Annotated in this window: 14 protein-coding genes; 7 read left to right on the forward strand and 7 right to left on the reverse strand. The window is 73.4% G+C overall.

Annotated features, from left to right (window positions below; translation table 11 throughout):
- Positions 1–2: 2 nt before the first annotated feature.
- The gene (locus HDG68_RS16375) at positions 3–1,247 is read right to left on the reverse strand and encodes an ABC transporter substrate-binding protein (RefSeq protein WP_172153726.1); all 1,245 of its coding nucleotides are present in this window, start codon (positions 1,245–1,247) and stop codon (positions 3–5) included.
- Positions 1,248–1,399: 152 nt separating this feature from the next.
- Between HDG68_RS16375 and HDG68_RS16380 the strand changes: the two genes are divergently transcribed.
- Positions 1,400–2,407 carry a LacI family DNA-binding transcriptional regulator gene (locus HDG68_RS16380; protein WP_172153727.1) on the forward strand — a complete coding sequence of 336 codons (1,008 nt, stop codon included), beginning with the start codon at positions 1,400–1,402 and terminating at the stop codon, positions 2,405–2,407.
- Between the two features lie 15 nt (positions 2,408–2,422).
- Here HDG68_RS16380 and HDG68_RS16385 read toward each other — a convergent pair whose 3' ends face one another.
- The 3 genes from HDG68_RS16385 to HDG68_RS17630 all read right to left on the reverse strand — a co-directional run bounded on the left by HDG68_RS16385 (position 2,423) and on the right by HDG68_RS17630 (position 5,552).
- The gene (locus tag HDG68_RS16385) at positions 2,423–2,794 is read right to left on the reverse strand and encodes an STAS domain-containing protein (protein ID WP_172153728.1); all 372 of its coding nucleotides are present in this window, start codon (positions 2,792–2,794) and stop codon (positions 2,423–2,425) included.
- Between the two features lie 80 nt (positions 2,795–2,874).
- A complete protein-coding gene (locus HDG68_RS16390; RefSeq protein ID WP_172153729.1) occupies positions 2,875–3,309 on the reverse strand; it encodes a DUF2087 domain-containing protein in 435 nt (144 codons plus the stop codon).
- The gene (locus tag HDG68_RS17630; RefSeq protein ID WP_172153730.1) at positions 3,306–5,552 is read right to left on the reverse strand and encodes a D-alanyl-D-alanine carboxypeptidase family protein; all 2,247 of its coding nucleotides are present in this window, start codon (positions 5,550–5,552) and stop codon (positions 3,306–3,308) included. Before HDG68_RS17630 ends, HDG68_RS16390 begins: the two co-directional genes overlap by 4 nt.
- A 191-nt stretch (positions 5,553–5,743) precedes the next feature.
- Here HDG68_RS17630 and HDG68_RS16400 point away from each other — a divergent pair, with 191 nt between their 5' ends.
- The 3 genes from HDG68_RS16400 to HDG68_RS16410 all read left to right on the forward strand — a co-directional run bounded on the left by HDG68_RS16400 (position 5,744) and on the right by HDG68_RS16410 (position 8,747).
- Positions 5,744–6,529, forward strand: a complete 786-nt coding sequence (locus tag HDG68_RS16400; protein ID WP_172153731.1) for a LamB/YcsF family protein — start codon at positions 5,744–5,746, stop codon at positions 6,527–6,529.
- Positions 6,526–8,169: a 5-oxoprolinase subunit B/C family protein gene (locus HDG68_RS16405; RefSeq protein ID WP_172153732.1), complete on the forward strand. Its 1,644-nt coding sequence runs from the start codon at positions 6,526–6,528 to the stop codon at positions 8,167–8,169. The genes HDG68_RS16400 and HDG68_RS16405 overlap by 4 nt, the downstream gene beginning before the upstream one ends.
- Before the next feature lie 98 nt (positions 8,170–8,267).
- Positions 8,268–8,747, forward strand: a complete 480-nt coding sequence (locus HDG68_RS16410) for a hypothetical protein (RefSeq protein ID WP_172153733.1) — start codon at positions 8,268–8,270, stop codon at positions 8,745–8,747.
- A 41-nt stretch (positions 8,748–8,788) separates the two neighbouring features.
- Here the strand turns inward: HDG68_RS16410 and HDG68_RS16415 are convergent, their stop codons facing one another.
- Positions 8,789–10,063 (reverse strand): amidohydrolase, encoded by a 1,275-nt coding sequence (locus HDG68_RS16415; RefSeq protein ID WP_172153734.1) that lies wholly within the window; start codon positions 10,061–10,063, stop codon positions 8,789–8,791.
- Positions 10,064–10,077: 14 nt separating this feature from the next.
- On the opposite strand from HDG68_RS16415, the gene HDG68_RS16420 reads away from it, so the two are divergent.
- Positions 10,078–10,356 (forward strand): YrhK family protein, encoded by a 279-nt coding sequence (locus tag HDG68_RS16420; RefSeq protein WP_172153735.1) that lies wholly within the window; start codon positions 10,078–10,080, stop codon positions 10,354–10,356.
- Positions 10,357–10,362: 6 nt separating this feature from the next.
- Here HDG68_RS16420 and HDG68_RS16425 read toward each other — a convergent pair whose 3' ends face one another.
- Complete coding sequence (locus HDG68_RS16425) at positions 10,363–11,211, reverse strand: siderophore-interacting protein (protein ID WP_172153736.1); 849 nt, start codon at positions 11,209–11,211, stop codon at positions 10,363–10,365.
- A 77-nt stretch (positions 11,212–11,288) separates the two neighbouring features.
- On the opposite strand from HDG68_RS16425, the gene HDG68_RS16430 reads away from it, so the two are divergent.
- Complete coding sequence (locus tag HDG68_RS16430; protein ID WP_172153708.1) at positions 11,289–11,765, forward strand: hypothetical protein; 477 nt, start codon at positions 11,289–11,291, stop codon at positions 11,763–11,765.
- Positions 11,766–11,820: 55 nt separating this feature from the next.
- Positions 11,821–16,494, forward strand: a complete 4,674-nt coding sequence (hrpA, locus tag HDG68_RS16435; RefSeq protein ID WP_172153737.1) for an ATP-dependent RNA helicase HrpA — start codon at positions 11,821–11,823, stop codon at positions 16,492–16,494.
- 51 nt (positions 16,495–16,545) lie between these two features.
- Here hrpA and HDG68_RS16440 read toward each other — a convergent pair whose 3' ends face one another.
- A complete protein-coding gene (locus HDG68_RS16440) occupies positions 16,546–17,799 on the reverse strand; it encodes an ATP-binding protein (RefSeq protein ID WP_343037634.1) in 1,254 nt (417 codons plus the stop codon).
- Positions 17,800–17,952: the final 153 nt, after the last annotated feature.

Below are 17,952 nucleotides of genomic sequence, written 5' to 3' on the forward strand. Positions count from 1 at the left end.
GCTCAGCTCGAGAGCTTTGCGTCGAGTGCTGCTGCTACGTCCTCGGGCCCGATCTGGCCCTGGATCATCCGCTGGACCTGGGCCACAGCCTCCACGTTGAGAACGTCCTCGTCCCGCTGCCAGGCGATCATCGGCAGGTACAGCTGACCGTCACGGATCGGCGTGACGAGCGGCTCGAACACCGGGTCGACCTCGGGTGTGAAGTTCTCGGTGACCGTCACGTCGTTGGTGGCCTCGTGGAACATCTCCACACCCTGCTCCGACGCCAGGAAGGTCAGGAACGTCTTTGCCGCCTCCTGCTTCTCCTCGTCCGAGCTCGCGCTGATGGCATACCCGGGCGCCGCGGCACCAGCCTGGTAGGGCATGCCGTCGGGCAGGCCCGGCACCTGGCCGAATTCCCACTGGAGCTCGGGGTTGGCTTCCTGCACCGCATTGATGATCCAAGGACCGGCGTTGATGATGGCGACGCGCTCGTTCGCGAACTCGTCGCGGACCTGGTCGCCGTCGAGCGCCACGACGTCCGGCGAGACGAGGCCCTCGGTGTAGAGGCGGTTGTACTCCTCGAGGATCGGCGTCCACTGCTCGGCGAAGGTCGACTCGCCGGCGAAGATCTCGTCGTCGAGACTCGGGTCCATCTCCGACGTCTTGGCCCCCAGCATCGCCGAGACGGTCGTCGGCATCTGGTCGACGCTCTCGAGGAAAGGGGTGTGGCCGGCGTCCTGAAGGTCCTGAAGGAGCACGAGGAACTCGTCCCACGTCTCCGGGATGCTGTCGTAGCCGACGTCGGCGAGCATCTCCTTGTTGTACGCGTAACCCGCTGCCCAGGAGGACAGCGACAAGCCGTACTCGGCGCCGTCGCGTCCGTAGGTGTCCAGGTTGAACTGCTGGATGCCCTCCATGAACGGCTCGCCGCTGAGGTCGACGACGGCTCCGGCGTCGATGAGGTTCGTCTTGTTCTCCGCGGCGACGACAAACACGTCGGGCGCCGTACCGGACAGCACACGGGTCTGCAGAGTCTGGATGTACTCCGCAACCGGGGGCGAGTACGACGCCTCGATCCGGACCTCGGGGTTCTCCTCCTCGAAGGCCTCGATGATCGGTTCCATCTGCTCCTCGCCGGTCCAGGACAGGAACGAGATGGTGGTCACGCCGTCGGCTTCCCCACCATCGCTGCTACAGGCCGCGATCGAACCGGCCAGGGCCAGGACGGCCGCCCCGGCGGTGACTCGCGTCATCGGTGACTTCATGTCGCTCTCCTTCGGTCGGGCGGCAGTGCCCTCCTCCAAGGTATATCGTTATACCTCGGTCGCAGACTAGAGTAGCGAGCGTTCTGGCAATGCGCCAGCGTCAGCGGAGAAGACGGTCGACCACCGGGGACAGGCGGACGAGAGAGGTGTCGATGGCGACCACGATGAGCGATGTCGCCCGCGCTGCGGGCGTCTCGGTCATGACCGTCTCGAACGTCCTCAACGGCAAGCCCCGGGTCAGCGCGGCGACCCGGCAGCGGATCCTCGACCTCGTGGACGAGCTGGGGTACGAGATCAACCTCAGCGCGCGCCGACTGCGATCAGACCGGACGGGCTCGATCGGGTTGATCGTCCCTCGCTTCGACCACCCGTACTTCGGCGAGCTCGCGGCCCAGCTCTCCCGTCTCCTCGCGGCGACGGGCCGCCACCTCGCCGTCGAGCAGAGCGACGCGAGCAAGGAGGCCGAGCTCGCCGCCCTGTCAATGGCTCGCCTGCAGACGTACGACGGCGTCATACTCAGCGTCGTGGGGCTCGATCACGACGACATCGACCGCATCCGCCCCTCGCTGCCCGTCGTGCTGCTCGGCGAACAGAACATGCCGCGGCGATTCGATCAGATCCACATGGACAACGTCGAGGGAGCGCGGCTCGCCACCGCACACCTGCTGGAACGAGGTGCACGCCACGTGGTCCTCGCCGGCGGGGGCGACGAAGGGCACGCGTCGATGATGACCCTCCGCACCCGAGGCTGGCGGGCGGCGCACGAGGACAGGGGCGCGGCCCTTCCACCGGCCGGGATCCTCACCCTCGAGGAGTTCGAGATGGATTGCGCGCGGGTGCGCGTCCGCGATCGGCTCCGTGACGACCCTTCGGTCGACGCCGTGTTCGCCATCACCGACCAGGTGGCTGTCGGAGCTATGGCCGGCATCCGTGACGCGGGGCTGCGAGTGCCTCAGGACGTTCAGGTCGTAGGTTTCGACAACCTGGCACTCGCCCGGCACGTCACCCCGGCCCTGACGACGATCGACCCGGAGAACGCCTGGATCGTCGAACAGGCCGTCGCGCTGCTCGATCGCAGGATCGACGACCGGGAGAAGGACCCCGAACACCTGGTGAGCCCGGTTCGGCTCGTCGAGCGCGGGACCACGCGGCCTCGGTAGTCGCCGTCCGATCCCTTACGTCCCGGCGGGCTGCTCCTCGCGGACGATCTCGATCCGGCCGCCCATCCCGACCATCTCGAGGATCTCGGTGACGGCCTGGGACGGTTCCAGGAGGCGCACGGCAGCGCCCGTCTCCTGGCCCAGCATGTAGATCTGCAGGATGAACGCGATTCCCGAGGAGTCGATGAAGGTCACGTCCCGCACGTCGAGCACGATGGGTGTCGACTGCGTCCGTGCGACCACCGACGCCATGGCGTCGCTCGCCGACTCACGCAGCGCGGCGTCGACCTCGCCCCAGAGCGTGAGGTAGGTGCCGTCGTCCTGATGCTGGCAGGAGATCCCCGATCCCGTGTCCGGGTCGGGCTCCGTGCTCAGGTCGGTGTGCATGGGGTCTGGCGCTCCTGTGTGCCATCGGCAACGTGGGTCGGCCTCCGTCCCCCCGAAACCGGCGGCCACTGATCGAGTGTTCACCCGTCCGGCGGATTCGTCCACCCCAACCGGTCGGCCGTCGCCGGACGTTCACGGGGCCCGTCGACTCGTCCGACGGCCCCTCCCGACGACTCACCCAGTGTACGGTCCGCCGCCGCGATCGCCTCGGCGGCACCAGGTTCCGGATCGTGCTCGGTGCGTTCGGTGCGCCAGTACTCGGCGCCGTCCCTGGTGCGGGCGACCAGGCCGAGATCCACCATGGCGCGGCGCAGACCCACGGGGTCCACGGCGATCTCCGCCAACCGGCTCGTCAGCTCCCGCTCCGTCAGCGGCTCGAGCAGCTGCGGCATGGCGACCGTGGCCAGGAACCGGGTCACCGCCACCTTGTCGCGCCACCGGCGCGGGTTGCGCTCCAGGCGACCGTCCACCAGGAACCGGCGGGGATCGCCGCCGGCAGCTCGAGGCGCCGTCACTCGTCCGTCTCGGCGGTGGCGTCGACCGCGTCCCCGGACTCGTCGTCCTCCGAGGCCTCGTCGTCGGAAGGGTCCGCCTCGTCCCGGCTCACCGCCGTCTCCTGCGAGTCACCGCCCGTGCTCTCGCCCTCACCCTCCGACGGTGGTACGGACGGCGACTGCTCCGGTGCGGGCTCCGTCGGCTCGGGCTCCGTCGGCTCCGGGGCGCTCGTCTCGCTCGGCGTCGGCTCCGGGGTGGCCGGAGCGCTCGGCTCCGGGGAGGGCGTCGGCTTCGGCTTCGGCTTCGGCTTCGGCGAGACGCTCGGGGACGGGGAGGGTGACGGGGACGGATTGGCCGTGGGCTTGCCTGTGGGCTCGCCCGACGGCTCGGGCGAGGGCTTCGGCTTCGGCGAGGCGCTCGGCGAGGGCGACGGCTGGGGCTTCTTGCCGCCGTCCTTCGAGGTGTCCTTGGAGGCGTCCTTCGAGCCGGACCCGCCCTTGCCGGAGGTTCCGGAGGAGCCCTTCCTGTCCTCGGCGCTGTCGGACGAGCCGCCGGTCCCGGACCCGCTCCCGACGCCCGCACCCACGCCGTCGCCGCCGGACGAGCTGCCGCCGACGGCGGTCGTGACGTCCGCGGCGCTCGACGCGCGGTCCGGCACGGGGCCGGCGGCGAAGAACTCGAAGTGCCACGGCTCGGGCTTGACCCCGCCGGGACGCGCCCACGACGGGTTGTCCCAGCCGTAGTCGGGGCCGTGGACGCGCAGCCAGGTGTACTCGGCGGACGCGCCGCCGGAGATCGGCGTGGACAGGTCGAGGGCGAGCCCCCACCCGTGGTTCGACGTCCCGGGGACGGCGGCGAGGTGCGGCTTGGCGATCCGGACCGCGACCTGCGCGTCGTAGGAGCGGTAGGAGTCGGTGATCGGGATGTCGGCGCCGAACCGGTCGCGGTAGGCGGCGTTCAGCGCGGCGAACTGCTCCGCGGCGTCGCACCGCAGCAGGTGCCCGGGTGCCGACTCGACGGCGCACAGCACGGAGGCGGGGATGCGCCCGTTCAGGTATCCCGCCGTGGAGGCGCCGTGCTCGGCGACGACAGCGGCCAGCGCGGCAGACAGGGTGGACGCCCCGTCGAGCGGGATCCCGTCGGCCGTGACCTGCACGCCGTCGTCGGAGAGGTAGGTGCCGTCCGGCATCAGCGTCACGGCGGGCTGGACGTCGACGACGTAGGCCGCGGACGCGGGGTCGAGCAACGTGACCAGGTGCGTCGCGGCGACGACGACGTCGTCGAAGGTGACGGCGTCGTGCGCGTGCTCGTGACCCTCCGCCGTGTCGCTCTCGTGCCCGGCTTCGGCCGCGGCCCCGTCGGCGGCCGCGTCGGCGGCCGCGTCGGCGTTCCCGTGGGCGGCTCCGTCGAAGGCCCCGTCGATCGTCTCGGAGACCGGCGACCCGCTCGCGGTCGCGGCGTCGCCGTCGTGCTCGACGGAGTTCGCGACGGTGAAGGCCGTCTCCCCGGCCAGCAGCTCGTCGAACGTCGGGACGTCCAGCCCGGGGCCGTCCAGCGCGGGCAGGTCCTCCGGGGCGGTCTCCGCGGAGCCCTCGGCGTCCTCGTCCTGCTCGGCCTCGAGGCCGGCTCCCGTCGGAGCCTCGGCGCCGGCGCCTCCCGACGGCGCGGCCTGCGTGCCCGACGCCCCGTCCGCCGGCTCGGCCTGCGCCGGCTCGACGGGCACCAGCGGCTCCAGGGTCTGGGCGTCGAGGTCGTTCCGGTCGAGGTCCTCGACGGCGATCGGCACGTCGGGAACGGGCGCTTCCTCGCCCTCCGGCGCGGGCTCCGCGGGGACCGCGGGTCCGACCGCACCGACCTGCGGGTCGACGAGCGCCTCGCGCTGGGCGACGTAGGTCAGCAGCACCGACCCGAGCTCGGCGGCCGCCTGGTGGATCTCGGGGCCGAGCTCTCGGCCCGACTCGAGGGCGACCTGCTCGGCGCTCTGCACGGCCACCAGCACCTCGTCGACGGTCTGCGGGCCGGCGGTGGTGGCGGCGCCCACGATCTCGACCGGCTCCGGGACGTCGGGCGCGGGCGGCTGGAACTCGGCGTGGTGGGCGAACGAGTTCCAGGGCAGGTCCGCGGCCGACCCCGCCAGGAAGCCGGCGGCGAGCACGAACGACGCCGTCCCGGCGCCGAGGACGTGCCAGGCCTGACGGGCCCGCGTGCGGGAGGGCGGCACGGCGGCCTCGCCGTCGTGCCCGTCACTCCGCTGGACCCTCACATCGAACCTTCCCCGAGCAACTGTGCTGGTCGGTCGCATCCTCGCACACACGCGCCGTCGAGTGAAACGGATCACTTCCGCACCAGTTCCACTCTGCGGCAGAGGCGGTGCCCGTGCCAGCCGAGGAGGGCTGCTCCGGGGAGATCACCCGGCACATCACCCGGCCCTGGACGGCCGGGCAGACTGGTGCCATGACGGCACCCGCGACGCAGCCCGTGATCGACCTCAACAGCGACCTGGGCGAGGGCTACGGGCGGTGGCGGCTCGGCGACGACGAGGCGATGCTCGCCGTGGTGACGAGCGCCAACGTGGCCTGCGGCTTCCACGCCGGGGACCCGGCGACGATGCGGCGCACGGTGCGTGCCGCCGTCGAGCGGGGTGTCGCGGTGGGTGCCCAGGTCTCCTACCCGGACCTCGCGGGGTTCGGGCGGCGCGCGATGGACGTGCCGAGCGAGGAGCTGCGGGCGGACGTCGTCTACCAGCTGGGGGCGCTGCGCGGGATCGCGGTCGCCGAGGGTGGCGAGGTGCGGTACGTGAAGCCGCACGGCGCGCTCTACCACGCCGCCGCCGGCGACGAGCGGGTGGCGGTCGACGTCGCCGCGGCGGTCCGCGCCGTCGACCCGTCCCTGGTGCTGCTCGGTCAGCCCGGGTCGGCGGCGCTGGCCGCCGCCGAGTCGCTCGGGCTGGCCACGGCCGCCGAGGCGTTCGCCGACCGCGCGTACACCCCCGAGGGCCGGCTTGTCCCGCGCGGGGAGCCGGGCGCGGTGCTCGACGACCCTGGCGAGGTCGCGGCCCGGATGCTGCGCCTGGTGCGCGAGGGGCTCGTCACGGCGACGGACGGGACGGACGTGGCCGTGCGGGCGCACTCGATCTGCGTGCACGGCGACACCCCGGACGCGGTCCGCATGGCGGCCGAGGTCCGTGCCGTCCTGACCCGGGCGGGCGTGCGGGTCCGCGCGTTCGTGCCGGGGTCATGACGGTCCGGGTCCTGCCCGTGGGGGACGCGGCGCTGCTCGTGGAGCTCGACGACGGCGCGCGGGCCGTCGCGCTGCACGCGGACCTGGGTGCCGATCCCGTGCCCGGCGTCGGCGAGCCGGTGCCCGGTGCCCGCACGCTGCTGGTGCCGTTCCGTCCCGGTCGGATCGGGGCGGGCGACCTGGAGCGTGAGCTGCGCCGTCGTGCCGCCGCCCGCCGCGCGGCGCCGGACGGGTCCGCGGCGCGCACGGTCGAGGTGCCGGTGGTCTACGACGGGGCGGACCTGCCCGAGGTCGCGGCGCACCTGGGCTGGTCGGTCGGGGAGCTGGTGCGCCGCCACGCGGCGGCGACGTGGACGGTGGCCTTCCTGGGGTTCGCGCCCGGTTTCGGCTACCTGACCAGCGACGACCCCGACCTGGTGGTCCCGCGCCGGGCCACCCCGCGCACGCGGGTGCCGGCCGGGTCGGTGGCGCTGGCGGGCCCGTTCGGTGGCGTCTACCCGCGCGACAACCCGGGCGGGTGGCAGCTCGTGGGCCGCACGGACGCGGTGCTGTGGGACGTCGACCGCCCCGAGCCGGCGCTGTGGGCGCCGGGCGACACGGTGCGGTTCGTGCCCGCCGACGCCGATCAGGTCGGTACTCCGCGGCCGGGTCGGCACGCCGGCCTGCCGACCCGGCCGCGGAGTACCGACCCGGAGCCGGCCGACCTGGGACCGGCCGACCCGGCGCCGGCCGGCCACCGCCTCGAGGTGGTCGCCGCGGGCCCCCAGGCGCTCGTGCAGGACCTCGGCCGCACGGGTGCCGCGCGGTGGGGCGTCTCCGGCTCCGGGGCCGCGGACCCGCGCAGCCACCGTGCAGCCCAGCGGGCCGTCGGCAACCCGTCCGGCACCGCCGGGATCGAGGCCCTCGGGGCCGGGCTGCGGCTGCGCGCCCGGGGGCGGGTCGTCGTGGCGACGGCGGGGGCGAGCACCGCCACCGTGCACCCGGCCGACGGCGGTGCACCCCGCGAGGTGCCGCCGTCGTCCCCCGTGCTCCTCACGGACGGCGACGAGCTCGCCCTCGGGGTGCCCCGGCGCGGGCTGCGCACCAGCGTGGCCGTGCGCGGCGGCGTCGCCCTGCCGCCGGTGCTCGGTTCGCTCAGCACGGACCTGCTCGCCGGGCTCGGCCCGGCACCGCTGGCCCCCGGCACGGTGCTGCCCGTCGGTCCGGCGCCCGGGGACGCCGTCGGGCTGCACGACGGCGGAGCCCCGGACCCGCACCACCTCCCCGCACCCGGGACGACGACGGAGCTCCCCGTGGTGCCGGGACCCCGGGACGACTGGTTCACGCCCGAGGCGCTCGCGGTCCTCACCGCCCAGGAGTGGGAGGTGACCGACGCCGCGGACCGTGTCGGGCTGCGGCTGCGCGGCGCCGCACCGCTGACCCGCACGAGGGACGCCCGCGACGCCGAGCTGCCCAGCGAGGCCTGCGTGACCGGTGCGCTGCAGGTGCCGCCCGACGGGCAGCCGGTGCTGTTCGGCCCCGACCACCCGCTGACGGGCGGCTACCCCGTGGTGGCCACCGTGCCCACCACGCACACCTGGCTGCTCGGCCAGCTGCCACCCGGAGCACGCCTGCGGTTCACCGTCCGTCCACCCAGGTAGCCGTCGGGTGACCGTCGGCACCACGTGTGCACAAAGTCTCCACCCGTCCTGTGACGCACACCGCAGGAATCCGCGCAGGTCGCAGGCAGAATCGACCCATGACGTCGACGACGACCTCGCCCCAGACCCCGCGGCACAGCACCTCCCGGTTCGCCGCCGCCGGCCTGCTCGCCCTGGCGATGATGCTCGGGGCCTGCTCCGCACCCGCCGACGTCCAGCAGTTCATCGACGACGCCCAGAGCCGCGCCGAGGCCATCGAGGGCGACCTGCGCGAGATCGAGGAGCAGGTCACCGGCGTGCCCGACCAGCTGCAGGGCTCCGTCGCCGACGCCGTCGCCTCCGCCCAGGCCGCCACCGACGAGGCGCGGGCCGCTCTCGAGCAGGCCGCCGAGTCCGAGGACGGGGCCGTCGTCGCCCTCGAGGACGCCCAGGTCGCCCTCGAGGCCGCGTCCGCCGAGGTCCGGCACGTCACCGAGCAGGCGCGCGAGCAGGGCGCCGACGACGTGGCCGCCCTGCTGTCCCAGCTCCAGGAGCAGATCGACGGGCTCCGCGGCGAGACCGAGGACGCCGCCGCCTGAGCCTCATCCGGTAGCGGACGCGGGGCCTGAAGCCCGGGGTCTCAGGCGAGCCACTCCCGGGCCGCACCGACCAGCAGGGCCACCCCCAGGTCGAGGGTGGGCTGCGGCACCGGCGCGAAGAACGGCGAGTGGTTCGGCGCGACGCCGTCCGGCAGGCTCCCCATCCCGGTGACGGCCGAGACGTCGACCCCCGCGAACGCCGCGGGGTCGGCGCCGCCCACGTTCCAGTACACGAGCGGCGCGCCGGCGGTCGTGGCGAGGTCACCCACGTCCTCCGACCCGGACAGCGGCGGCATCGCGACGACGGTCGGTCGGCTGCCTGCCTCCCGGATCGCGTCCTCGTGCTCGTCCAGGACGGCCGCGAGCGCCGTCCGGGTCCGGTCGGCGGCGTCGGGGTCGTTGACGGTGGGGTTGAACAGGGCGATCTGCTCGTACTCGGGCGGCCGCGGTGCCCCGGAGGCCGCGGCCTCGGCGTCGACGACGCGGTGGATGGCGGCGAGCACCCGGTCGCGGACTCCATGGTCGAAGCTGCGCACGTTGACCAGGAGCTCGGCACGGTCGGGGATGATGTTGGCCTGCGTGCCGGCGCGGACGGATCCGACGGTGAGCACGGCCTGCTCGCCCATCCCGACCTCGCGGGCGACGATCCCCTGCAGGCGCTGGACGGTCGCGGCGGCCATGAGGACGGGGTCGACGGTCGCCTCCGGGCTGGAGCCGTGACCGCCCGTGCCGTGCAGGGTGATGCGCAGGGAGTCGGCGGCGGCCATGGAGGTGCCGGGCGTGAGGTTGACGGTGCCGACGGGGAAGGGCATGACGTGCTGGCCGAGCACGACGTCGGGCACGCCGATCCGGTCGTAGAGGCCGTCGGCGACCATGGCCCGCGCGCCGGCCCCGACCTCCTCGGCGGGCTGGAACAGCACCTGCAGGGTCCCGGACCACTCGGTGCGGCGGGCGGCCAGCTCGGCGGCGGCGCCGAGCAGGCAGGTGACGTGCAGGTCGTGGCCGCAGGCGTGCATGGTGCCGGTCTCGTGGCCGTCCGGCGTCGTGGCGGTGTCCGTCGAGGCGTGGTCCAGGCCGGTGCGCTCGGTGAGCGGCAGGCCGTCCATGTCGGCGCGCAGCAGGACGGTCGGCCCGTCGCCGTTCGCCAGGACGCCGACGACGCCGGTGCCGCCGAGGCCGGTGTGCACCTCGTACTCCCCGCTGCGCAGCCGGTCGGCGACGATCCCGGCGGTGCGGTGCTCGGCGAACGCGAGCTCCGGGTGGGCGTGCAGGTCCGTGTAGACGGTCGTCAGCTCGGCGGAGGTCAGCGTGCTCATGACAGCATGATGCCGTGCCTCAGGACGACGACCTCACACTGCGCATCGGCCACGAGGAGCTGGTGGTGCGGCAGCGCTACGAGACGCTGAGCATCGCCAACGACATCCTCATCGGCCTGTGGTTCGTGGTCGGCTCGGTGCTGTTCTTCTCCGAGTCCACCGCGACCGCCGGCACCTGGCTCTTCCTGGTGGGCAGCGTCCAGATGCTGCTGCGCCCCGGGATCCGGTTGCGTCGGCGCGTGCACCTGAAGCGGCTCGGGTCGGCGCACGCCGAGACCGCCCGGGACTTCTGAGGGCCGTCAGTCCGGGTCGGTGGGGTCCAGCGGCTGGTCGGGGTCGAGGTTGACGGTGCCGCGCCGCCAGTACCCCGCGACCGTCACGCGCTCCGGGCCGAGGCCGAGCTCGTGGCGCAGGTGGCGGCGCACCGGCGTCAGGTCGCCGGCCTCGCCGAGCGCGACCACGTGCTCGCCGTCGTCCAGCGCTCCGAGGGACCGGACGGCCTCGGCGAGCTGACCGGGCCCGTCGGTGCGGTACAGGATCTCGACGTCGGCGTGGGCGAGCTCGGACTCGACGTGGTCCTCGTCGGTGTCGTCGCCGATCTCCACGATCGCGGTGACGCGCACGTCGGGTCCGACGGCGGCCACCCACCGGGCGGCGGCGGGCAGCCCGGTCTCGTCCACCGTGAGCGTGAGGCGCTCGATCCCGTCGGGAACACCCTGGGAGAAGCGCGGCCCGGCGAGCACCAGCTCGTCACCTGCGGCGGCCCGGGCGGCCCAGTCGGCGGCGGGCCCGCCGCCGTCGTGCAGCACCCAGTCGATGTCGACCTCCGCGACGCCGTCGACGCTGCGGGTGGCGCGCACCGTCATCTCGCGCGACACGGACACCACGCCGGTGGGCCGCTGCAGCCCGCCGTCGGGCGCGACCGTGGGCGCGTGCAGCTCGCCGGTGGCGGGGTCCGGCAGGAACACCTTGACGTGGTCCTCCGGGCCGGGTGCCGGCAGTGCCGCGAGGGACGACGGCGCGGCCGGGTCGGCGCCGTCGACGTCGCGCAGGGTGGTGCGCACCATCGACCCGGTGAGCCGTTCGACGGCGTGGACACGGGCGGGTCGCGGGACGAGGTCGTGCTGCGTGCGAGGTCGGGCGGACATGCCTCGATCGAATCACGGCCGACGGCCCGGGCGCAGCCGCCCTGGTGCTCGGGCCGCCGCTTCGCCACACTGGGGCCGTGAGCGACCCGCAGCAGCCGTACGAGGGCTACCGTCCCGCCGACCGACCTGACCCGTCCGGGCCCGCCGATCCCGGCGCCGGGGACCGCCCCGACCAGGGCGCGCCCCCACCGGGATACGGGCCGCCGCCCGGCTACGGACCCCCGCCGCCCGGCTACGGGGCGTACCCCGGGTACGGCTACGGGCAGCCCGGCTACCCGCCCCCGGGCTATGCCCCGGACCCGCCCGGCAAGGTGATGGGCATCGTCGGCTTCGTGCTGGCGTTCGTCGTCCCGCCCGCGGGCATCGTGGTCTCCGCGATCGCGCTCTCGGACTCCAAGAAGGTCGGCTACGACAACGCCCTCGGCAAGTGGGGCCTGTGGCTGTCGATCGCGTTCACGGCGGGCGCGTTCCTCGCGGTGATCGCCTACTTCGGCTTCATCGTGGCCATGATGGGGATGGTCGCCACCACGTCGGAGCTCGCCACGACCGTGTGAGCGGTATGAGCCGCGCGACGGATTCCGCTTGCCAGCCTTGCGAGAATGGGTCGCCGTGAGTACCGAGCAGCCGTCCGCCACGCCGCCCGCCCGCGACAGCGGGGGTCGCGGCGACGGCGGACGTCGACGCCGGGGGCGCGGTCGCGGTCGGCGAGGCCCCCGCCCCGACGGGCCGCGCCCGGCACGGGTGAGCCGTGCGGAGCTGGACCGCGCCGCGGCCGCGCGTGCCGCCGTCGTCGTCCCGGACATCACCTACCCGGAGCAGCTGCCCGTCTCGGCGCGGCGCGAGGACATCGCCGCGGCGATCCGGGAGAACCAGGTCGTGATCGTGGCCGGCGAGACCGGCTCCGGCAAGACGACGCAGCTGCCGAAGATCCTGCTCGAGCTCGGCCGGGGCCGTGCCGGGCAGATCGGCCACACGCAGCCCCGCCGGATCGCGGCACGCTCCGTGGCCGATCGCGTCGCCGACGAACTCGGCACGGAGCTGGGTGGCGTCGTCGGGTACCAGGTGCGGTTCACCGACACGTCCAGCGAGGACACGCTCGTCAAGGTCATGACGGACGGCATCCTGCTCGCCCAGATCCAGCGGGACCCCGACCTGCTCGCCTACGACACGATCGTCATCGACGAGGCGCACGAACGCTCGCTCAACATCGACTTCCTGCTCGGGTACCTGTCCCGGCTGCTGCCGCGCCGGCCGGACCTCAAGCTGGTCATCACGTCGGCGACGATCGACTCGGAGCGCTTCGCGGCGCACTTCTCCCCCGCCGCCCTGGCCCGGGAGGGCGGGGCTCCCGAGGCGGTCGTCGACGTGCTGCCCGACGCCGCCCCCGTCGTCGAGGTCTCCGGACGCACCTTCCCCGTCGAGATCCGCTACCGACCCCTGAGCCCGGACGGCGACGCCTCGGGGGGCGGGAAGAAGAAGGGTGAGGAGAAGGACCTCGTCACCGGGATCGTCGAGGCCTGCGACGAGCTGATGCGCGAAGGGCCCGGCGACATCCTCGTGTTCCTGTCCGGCGAGCGCGAGATCCACGACGCCGCCGACGCCCTCGAGGGACATCTCAAGGAGCGCGTCCGCGACCCGAAGCGGCCCGACCACGTCGAGATCCTGCCGCTGTACTCGCGGTTGTCCGCCGCCGAGCAGCACCGTGTGTTCCAGTCGCACCCGGGCCGGCGCATCGTGCTGTCCACGAACGTGGCGGAGACGTCCCTGACCGTGCCGGGCATCCACTACGTCGTCGACCCCGGCACCGCCCGCATCTCCCGGTACTCGAAGGCCACCAAGGTCCAGCGGCTGCCGATCGAGCCGATCAGCCAGGCGTCGGCGAACCAGCGGTCCGGTCGGTCCGGACGCGTCGCCGACGGCATCGCGATCCGGCTGTACTCCGCCGAGGACTTCGAGGGGCGACCCGAGTTCACCGAGCCCGAGATCCTGCGCACGTCGCTCGCCTCGGTGCTGCTGCAGATGATCTCCGTGGGCGTGGTCGGCTCCCCTGACGACGTCGCGAGGTTCCCGTTCGTCGAACCCCCGGACACGCGGGCCGTGCGCGACGGCGTCAACCTCCTGGCCGAGCTCGGCGCGCTCGCCCGCCGCCGCGGGCGCGACGGCACGGCGTCGAACGACGTCCACCTGACCGACGTCGGCCGCACCCTGGCGCGCCTGCCCATGGACCCCCGCCTGGCCCGCATGGTCATCGAGGGCTCCCGCCTCGGCGTCGCCCGCGAGGTCGCGATCATCGCCGCCGCCCTGTCCATCCAGGACCCCCGCGAACGTCCCGCCGAGTCCCGCGAGCAGGCCGACCAGGCGCACGCCCGCTTCACCGACCCGACGTCGGACTTCCTCAGCTACCTCAACCTGTGGGAGTACCTGCGCGAGCAGCAGCACCAGATGGGCTCCTCGGCGTTCCGCCGGCTGTGCAGGAGCGAGTACGTCAACTTCCTGCGCGTCCGCGAGTGGCAGGACGTCGTCGCCCAGCTGCGGCAGATGGCCAAGCAGCTCGACATCGACATGTCGTTCCGCCCCTCCACCACGGGCCCCTCGGTCGAGGCGGACGGCGACGGCGACGGCGGGACGAGCTGGAAGCGGTCCTGGGACGGCGACACCGTCCACCGCGCCCTGCTGTCCGGGATGCTCTCCCAGATCGGCATGCAGGACACCGGCGAGGTCAAGGCGTCCTCCGTGGCGCACCTGCGCGGCGAGGCCCGGGCACGCGCCCTGCGCCAGGCCGCCAAGCGGGCCCGCAACGAGTACCTCGGCGCGCGCGGGGCCCGGTTCGCGATCTTCCCCGGCTCCCCGCTGTCCAAGAAGCCGCCGGCGTGGATCATGGCCGGCGAGCTCGTCGAGACCTCCCGGCTGTGGGCGCGCGACGTCGCGAAGATCCAGCCCGAGTGGGCCGAGGAGCTCGCCGGCGACCTCGCCAGGCGCACCTACTCCGAACCGCACTGGTCCACCAAGCAGGGCGCCGCGATGGCCACCGAGAAGGTGCTGCTCTACGGGGTGCCGATCGTCGCCGACCGCCCCGTGCTCTTCGGCAGGATCGACCCCGAGGGCGCCCGCGACCTGTTCATCCGGCACGCGCTCGTCGAGGGGCAGTGGACCACCCACCACGCGTTCTTCGCCGAGAACCGCCGCCTGCTCGCCGAGGCCGAGGAGCTCGAGGCACGGTCGCGGCAGCGGGGACTCGTCGCCTCCGAGGACGACCTGTTCGCCTTCTACGACGAGCGGGTCCCCGCGCACGTCGTCAGCGCACGGCACTTCGACTCCTGGTGGAAGAAGGCCCGCCGCGACGACCCGGACCTGCTCACCTTCACTCTCGACCAGCTCATTGACGGTGCCGACACCGCTGCACTGCCCGAGACGTTCCCGGAGACCTGGACCCAGGGCGAGGTCACCCTGCCGCTGACCTACCAGTTCCAGCCCGGGTCCGACGCCGACGGCGTCACCGTCCACATCCCGGTGTCGATCCTCAACCGGGTCTCCCCCGACGGGTTCGACTGGATGGTGCCCGGCCTCCTCGACGAGCTGTGCGTCGCCACCATCCGGTCCCTGCCCAAGGCGGTGCGCCGCGAGCTGGTCCCCGCACCCGACGTCGGTGCCGCCGTCGCCGGCTGGATGCGGCAGAACGTCCCGGCCTGGGAGGACCTCACGCGGGCCGGAGACATGGCCACGCCGTTCCACGTCGAGTTCACCCGCGCCGTACGTGCGCTGCGCGACGTGATCATCCCCGACGAGGTGTGGGACGCCGAACGCGTCGAACGGCTGCCCGCGCACCTGCGGATGACGTTCCGGGTCGAGAGCACCGGGGACGCCACGGGCGCCGGGTCGCGCGACGGCGGCCCCGCCGGAGGTGGACGACGGCGCGGGTCCGGCGGCAAGAAGGGTCGCGGCCGCGGGGCGGCGCAGCCGTCGGGGCCCGTGGTGCTCGACGAGTCCAAGGACCTGCTGTCCCTGCAGAAGAAGCTCGCGCCCCAGGCGGAGGCCGCCGTGCGGTCGGCCGTCAAGGGAGCCGTGGGGGTGGCGTTGGAGGAAGCCACGCGGGCTGCGTCTGGCCGTTCCGGAACGCCCGGGGACGGTGCCTCGGAGGCGCCGCCTCGCTCACGGGCCCCGGAGGGCCCTCCGCTACGGCCCGACGGCGGCGCCTCCGACACCCCGACCCCGGGCTCCGCGGGTTCGTCCGGGTCCGGGCGGTCCGACGGCGATCCGGCGGCCTCCGCTGCAGGGTCACCGCACGCCGGTGGCCCTTCCGGCGGCGGTGCTGTCGTGCAGGAGGCCGAGGGACTCTCGACGTGGCCCGGGGGGCTCGCGGACGGGCTGCTGCCCGACGTCGTGTCGACCGATCTCGGTGGGGGCGTCGTCGTGCAGGGGTACCCGGCGCTCGTCGAGGAACGCAGCGCGAAGGGCTCCGGCTCGTCGGGGACCGGGCCGTCGGTGGCCCTGCGGATCCTGGCCGACTCCTCCGGGCGGGACGCCGCGCACGCGGCCGGGGTGCGGCGGCTGCTGCTGTCGGAGACCGCGCTGCAGACCGGCCGGATCACCTCGCGGTGGTCGGCGAAGCAGTCGCTGACGCTGGCGGCCGCGCCGTACCGGAACACCGACGCGCTGGTCGCCGACCTGCAGCTCGCCGCCGTCATCGCGCTGACCAGCCTGGACGCCGACAAGGCCCCGGGGACGCCGACCGGCGGACCGGTCGCTGTACAGATCCGCAACGCCGAGATGTACCAGGAGGCGGTCGCGTTCGTGCGCCGGCACCTGGAGGACGAGGTGCACCGGGTCGTCGGGCACGTCGTCGCCGCGCTGACCGCGTGGCGGACCGTCGAGACGGAGGTCAAGGCGTCGTCGTCGCTGGCCCTGCTCAACACGCTGCAGGACATCCGCGAGCACGTCGCCGGCCTCGTCTTCGACGGGTTCGTCTCCGCGACCCCGCCCCGGCGGGTGCCGCACCTCGTGCGCTACCTGCGGGCGGCGTCGTACCGGCTGGAGAAGGCCGAGTCGAACCCGCACCGTGACGCCGAGCTCGCCTGGAAGATCCAGGACGTCACCGGCGTCCACGACCAGGAACGGGAGGCCTACGCCGCCGGACCGCCCGACCCGGCGCGGGCGGCCGAGCTCGCCGACGTCCGGTGGCTGCTCGAGGAGCTGCGGGTGTCGCTGTTCGCCCAGCAGCTCGGCACGGACGGGTCGGTCAGCGAGAAGCGGATCCGCAAGATCCTCAACCCGGGCGGCTGGTAGCGCGACGTTGGGCTCACGGGCTGATCCGACAGGTTCTCCGATGCGCTCCTGTCACGGGCCCAGCAGCGCCAGGGGGACGACGGCGATTCCGTCCTGGCCGCGCCGGTAGGCATGCTGTCCGGTCGTGACGACGGCCGCATCGACGAGATCGTGGCCGAGCTGTTCCTTCAGCCACCGCAGATGCCGGAAGTCTTTCTCGGCGGGCGTCGCCTTGAGCTTGACCTCCAACGCCAGGACACGCCCGTCGCGCCGTTCGACGATGAGGTCGACCTCGTGGTCACCTCCCTTGGTCCTCAGGTGCCGGACGTGGGCCTCCGCTGCCTCCGCATACACCAGGACGCTGAGGGTCACCAGGTGTTCGAACAGTTGCCCCAGAACGGCTCCGTCGCGCAGACCTGCGGCGGAGGCCGTGCCACGCATCAGCTGTTCGGCGTCCAGTCCAAGGAGCACAACCGCCAACGCCGGGTCCGCGAGGTGATGCTTCGGCGCCTGGGTGAGGCGATCAAGATGGTTTCGGCTCGGCAGCCACGCCTCGACCGGATCGAGCTGCCACAGCTGAGCGAGCACATCGCGGTACACCGTCGTCGTCGTCCGACTCGGTTTGTCGTTCTCCCCCACGGTCGCGGCGTCGAGGATGTCGTTGTAGCTCGTGGTGGTCGATGTCGCCGCGGCGTAGGCACGGAGCCAGGCCCGTAGCGTCGCCGGACGACGCACGGGGTAGCCGTGCTCGGCGAACTCCCTCTGCACGATGTTGTCCACGTACGCCTCGAGGCGCCGACGGCGCACTCGCGGCGACAGGCGTCTGATGTCCGGGAACCCCGAAGCCGTCATCTCCTCGACGTACTCCGCCAGTCCCACGTCCGTCTCGCCGCCGATCTCGGAGGATCCGCGCAGCAGCGCCGACATGCTGACCGTAGGGAACGCGATGTCGCGTTCGAAGAAGCTCAGCGGGCGCATGCGCACGTCGATGAACCGCCCGGCGCCCGAGTGGACGGTCACGCCCCGGGGAGTCGTCGCACTGCCCGTCAGCAGGTAGGCACCCGCGGGTGCACCGGCATCGACAGCGCGGCGCACGTAGTCCCACGATTCCGGCTTGCGTTGCCACTCATCGACGAGCACGGGGTAGTCAAGAGCGGTCAGGAGCGTCGGGTCCGCGTCCAGACGGGCACGGTCCGCCGGGAGGTCGAACGACATCACGGACGCCGCCCGGCGCAGTGCCGTCGCCGTCTTGCCCACTCCCTTGGGGCCGGCGATGGTGATCGCGGGGGATTCCGGCTGGAACTCGTCCAGGAAGTCGTCGACCACCCGCCGCCGGTACGGCGTAGTAGGAACTGTTTGGTCAGCCATCGACGCCTTCCTGTTCGCAGACCTCTACTGAACCGCTCGCCAGAGTTCTACTGTACCGCTGGACGTCCATCTACGGTACCGGAGGGCGGATCCAGGACCGTGCGCCCATTG

It is taken from the genome of Isoptericola chiayiensis (assembly GCF_013149805.1).
GTDB lineage: Bacteria > Actinomycetota > Actinomycetes > Actinomycetales > Cellulomonadaceae > Isoptericola > Isoptericola chiayiensis.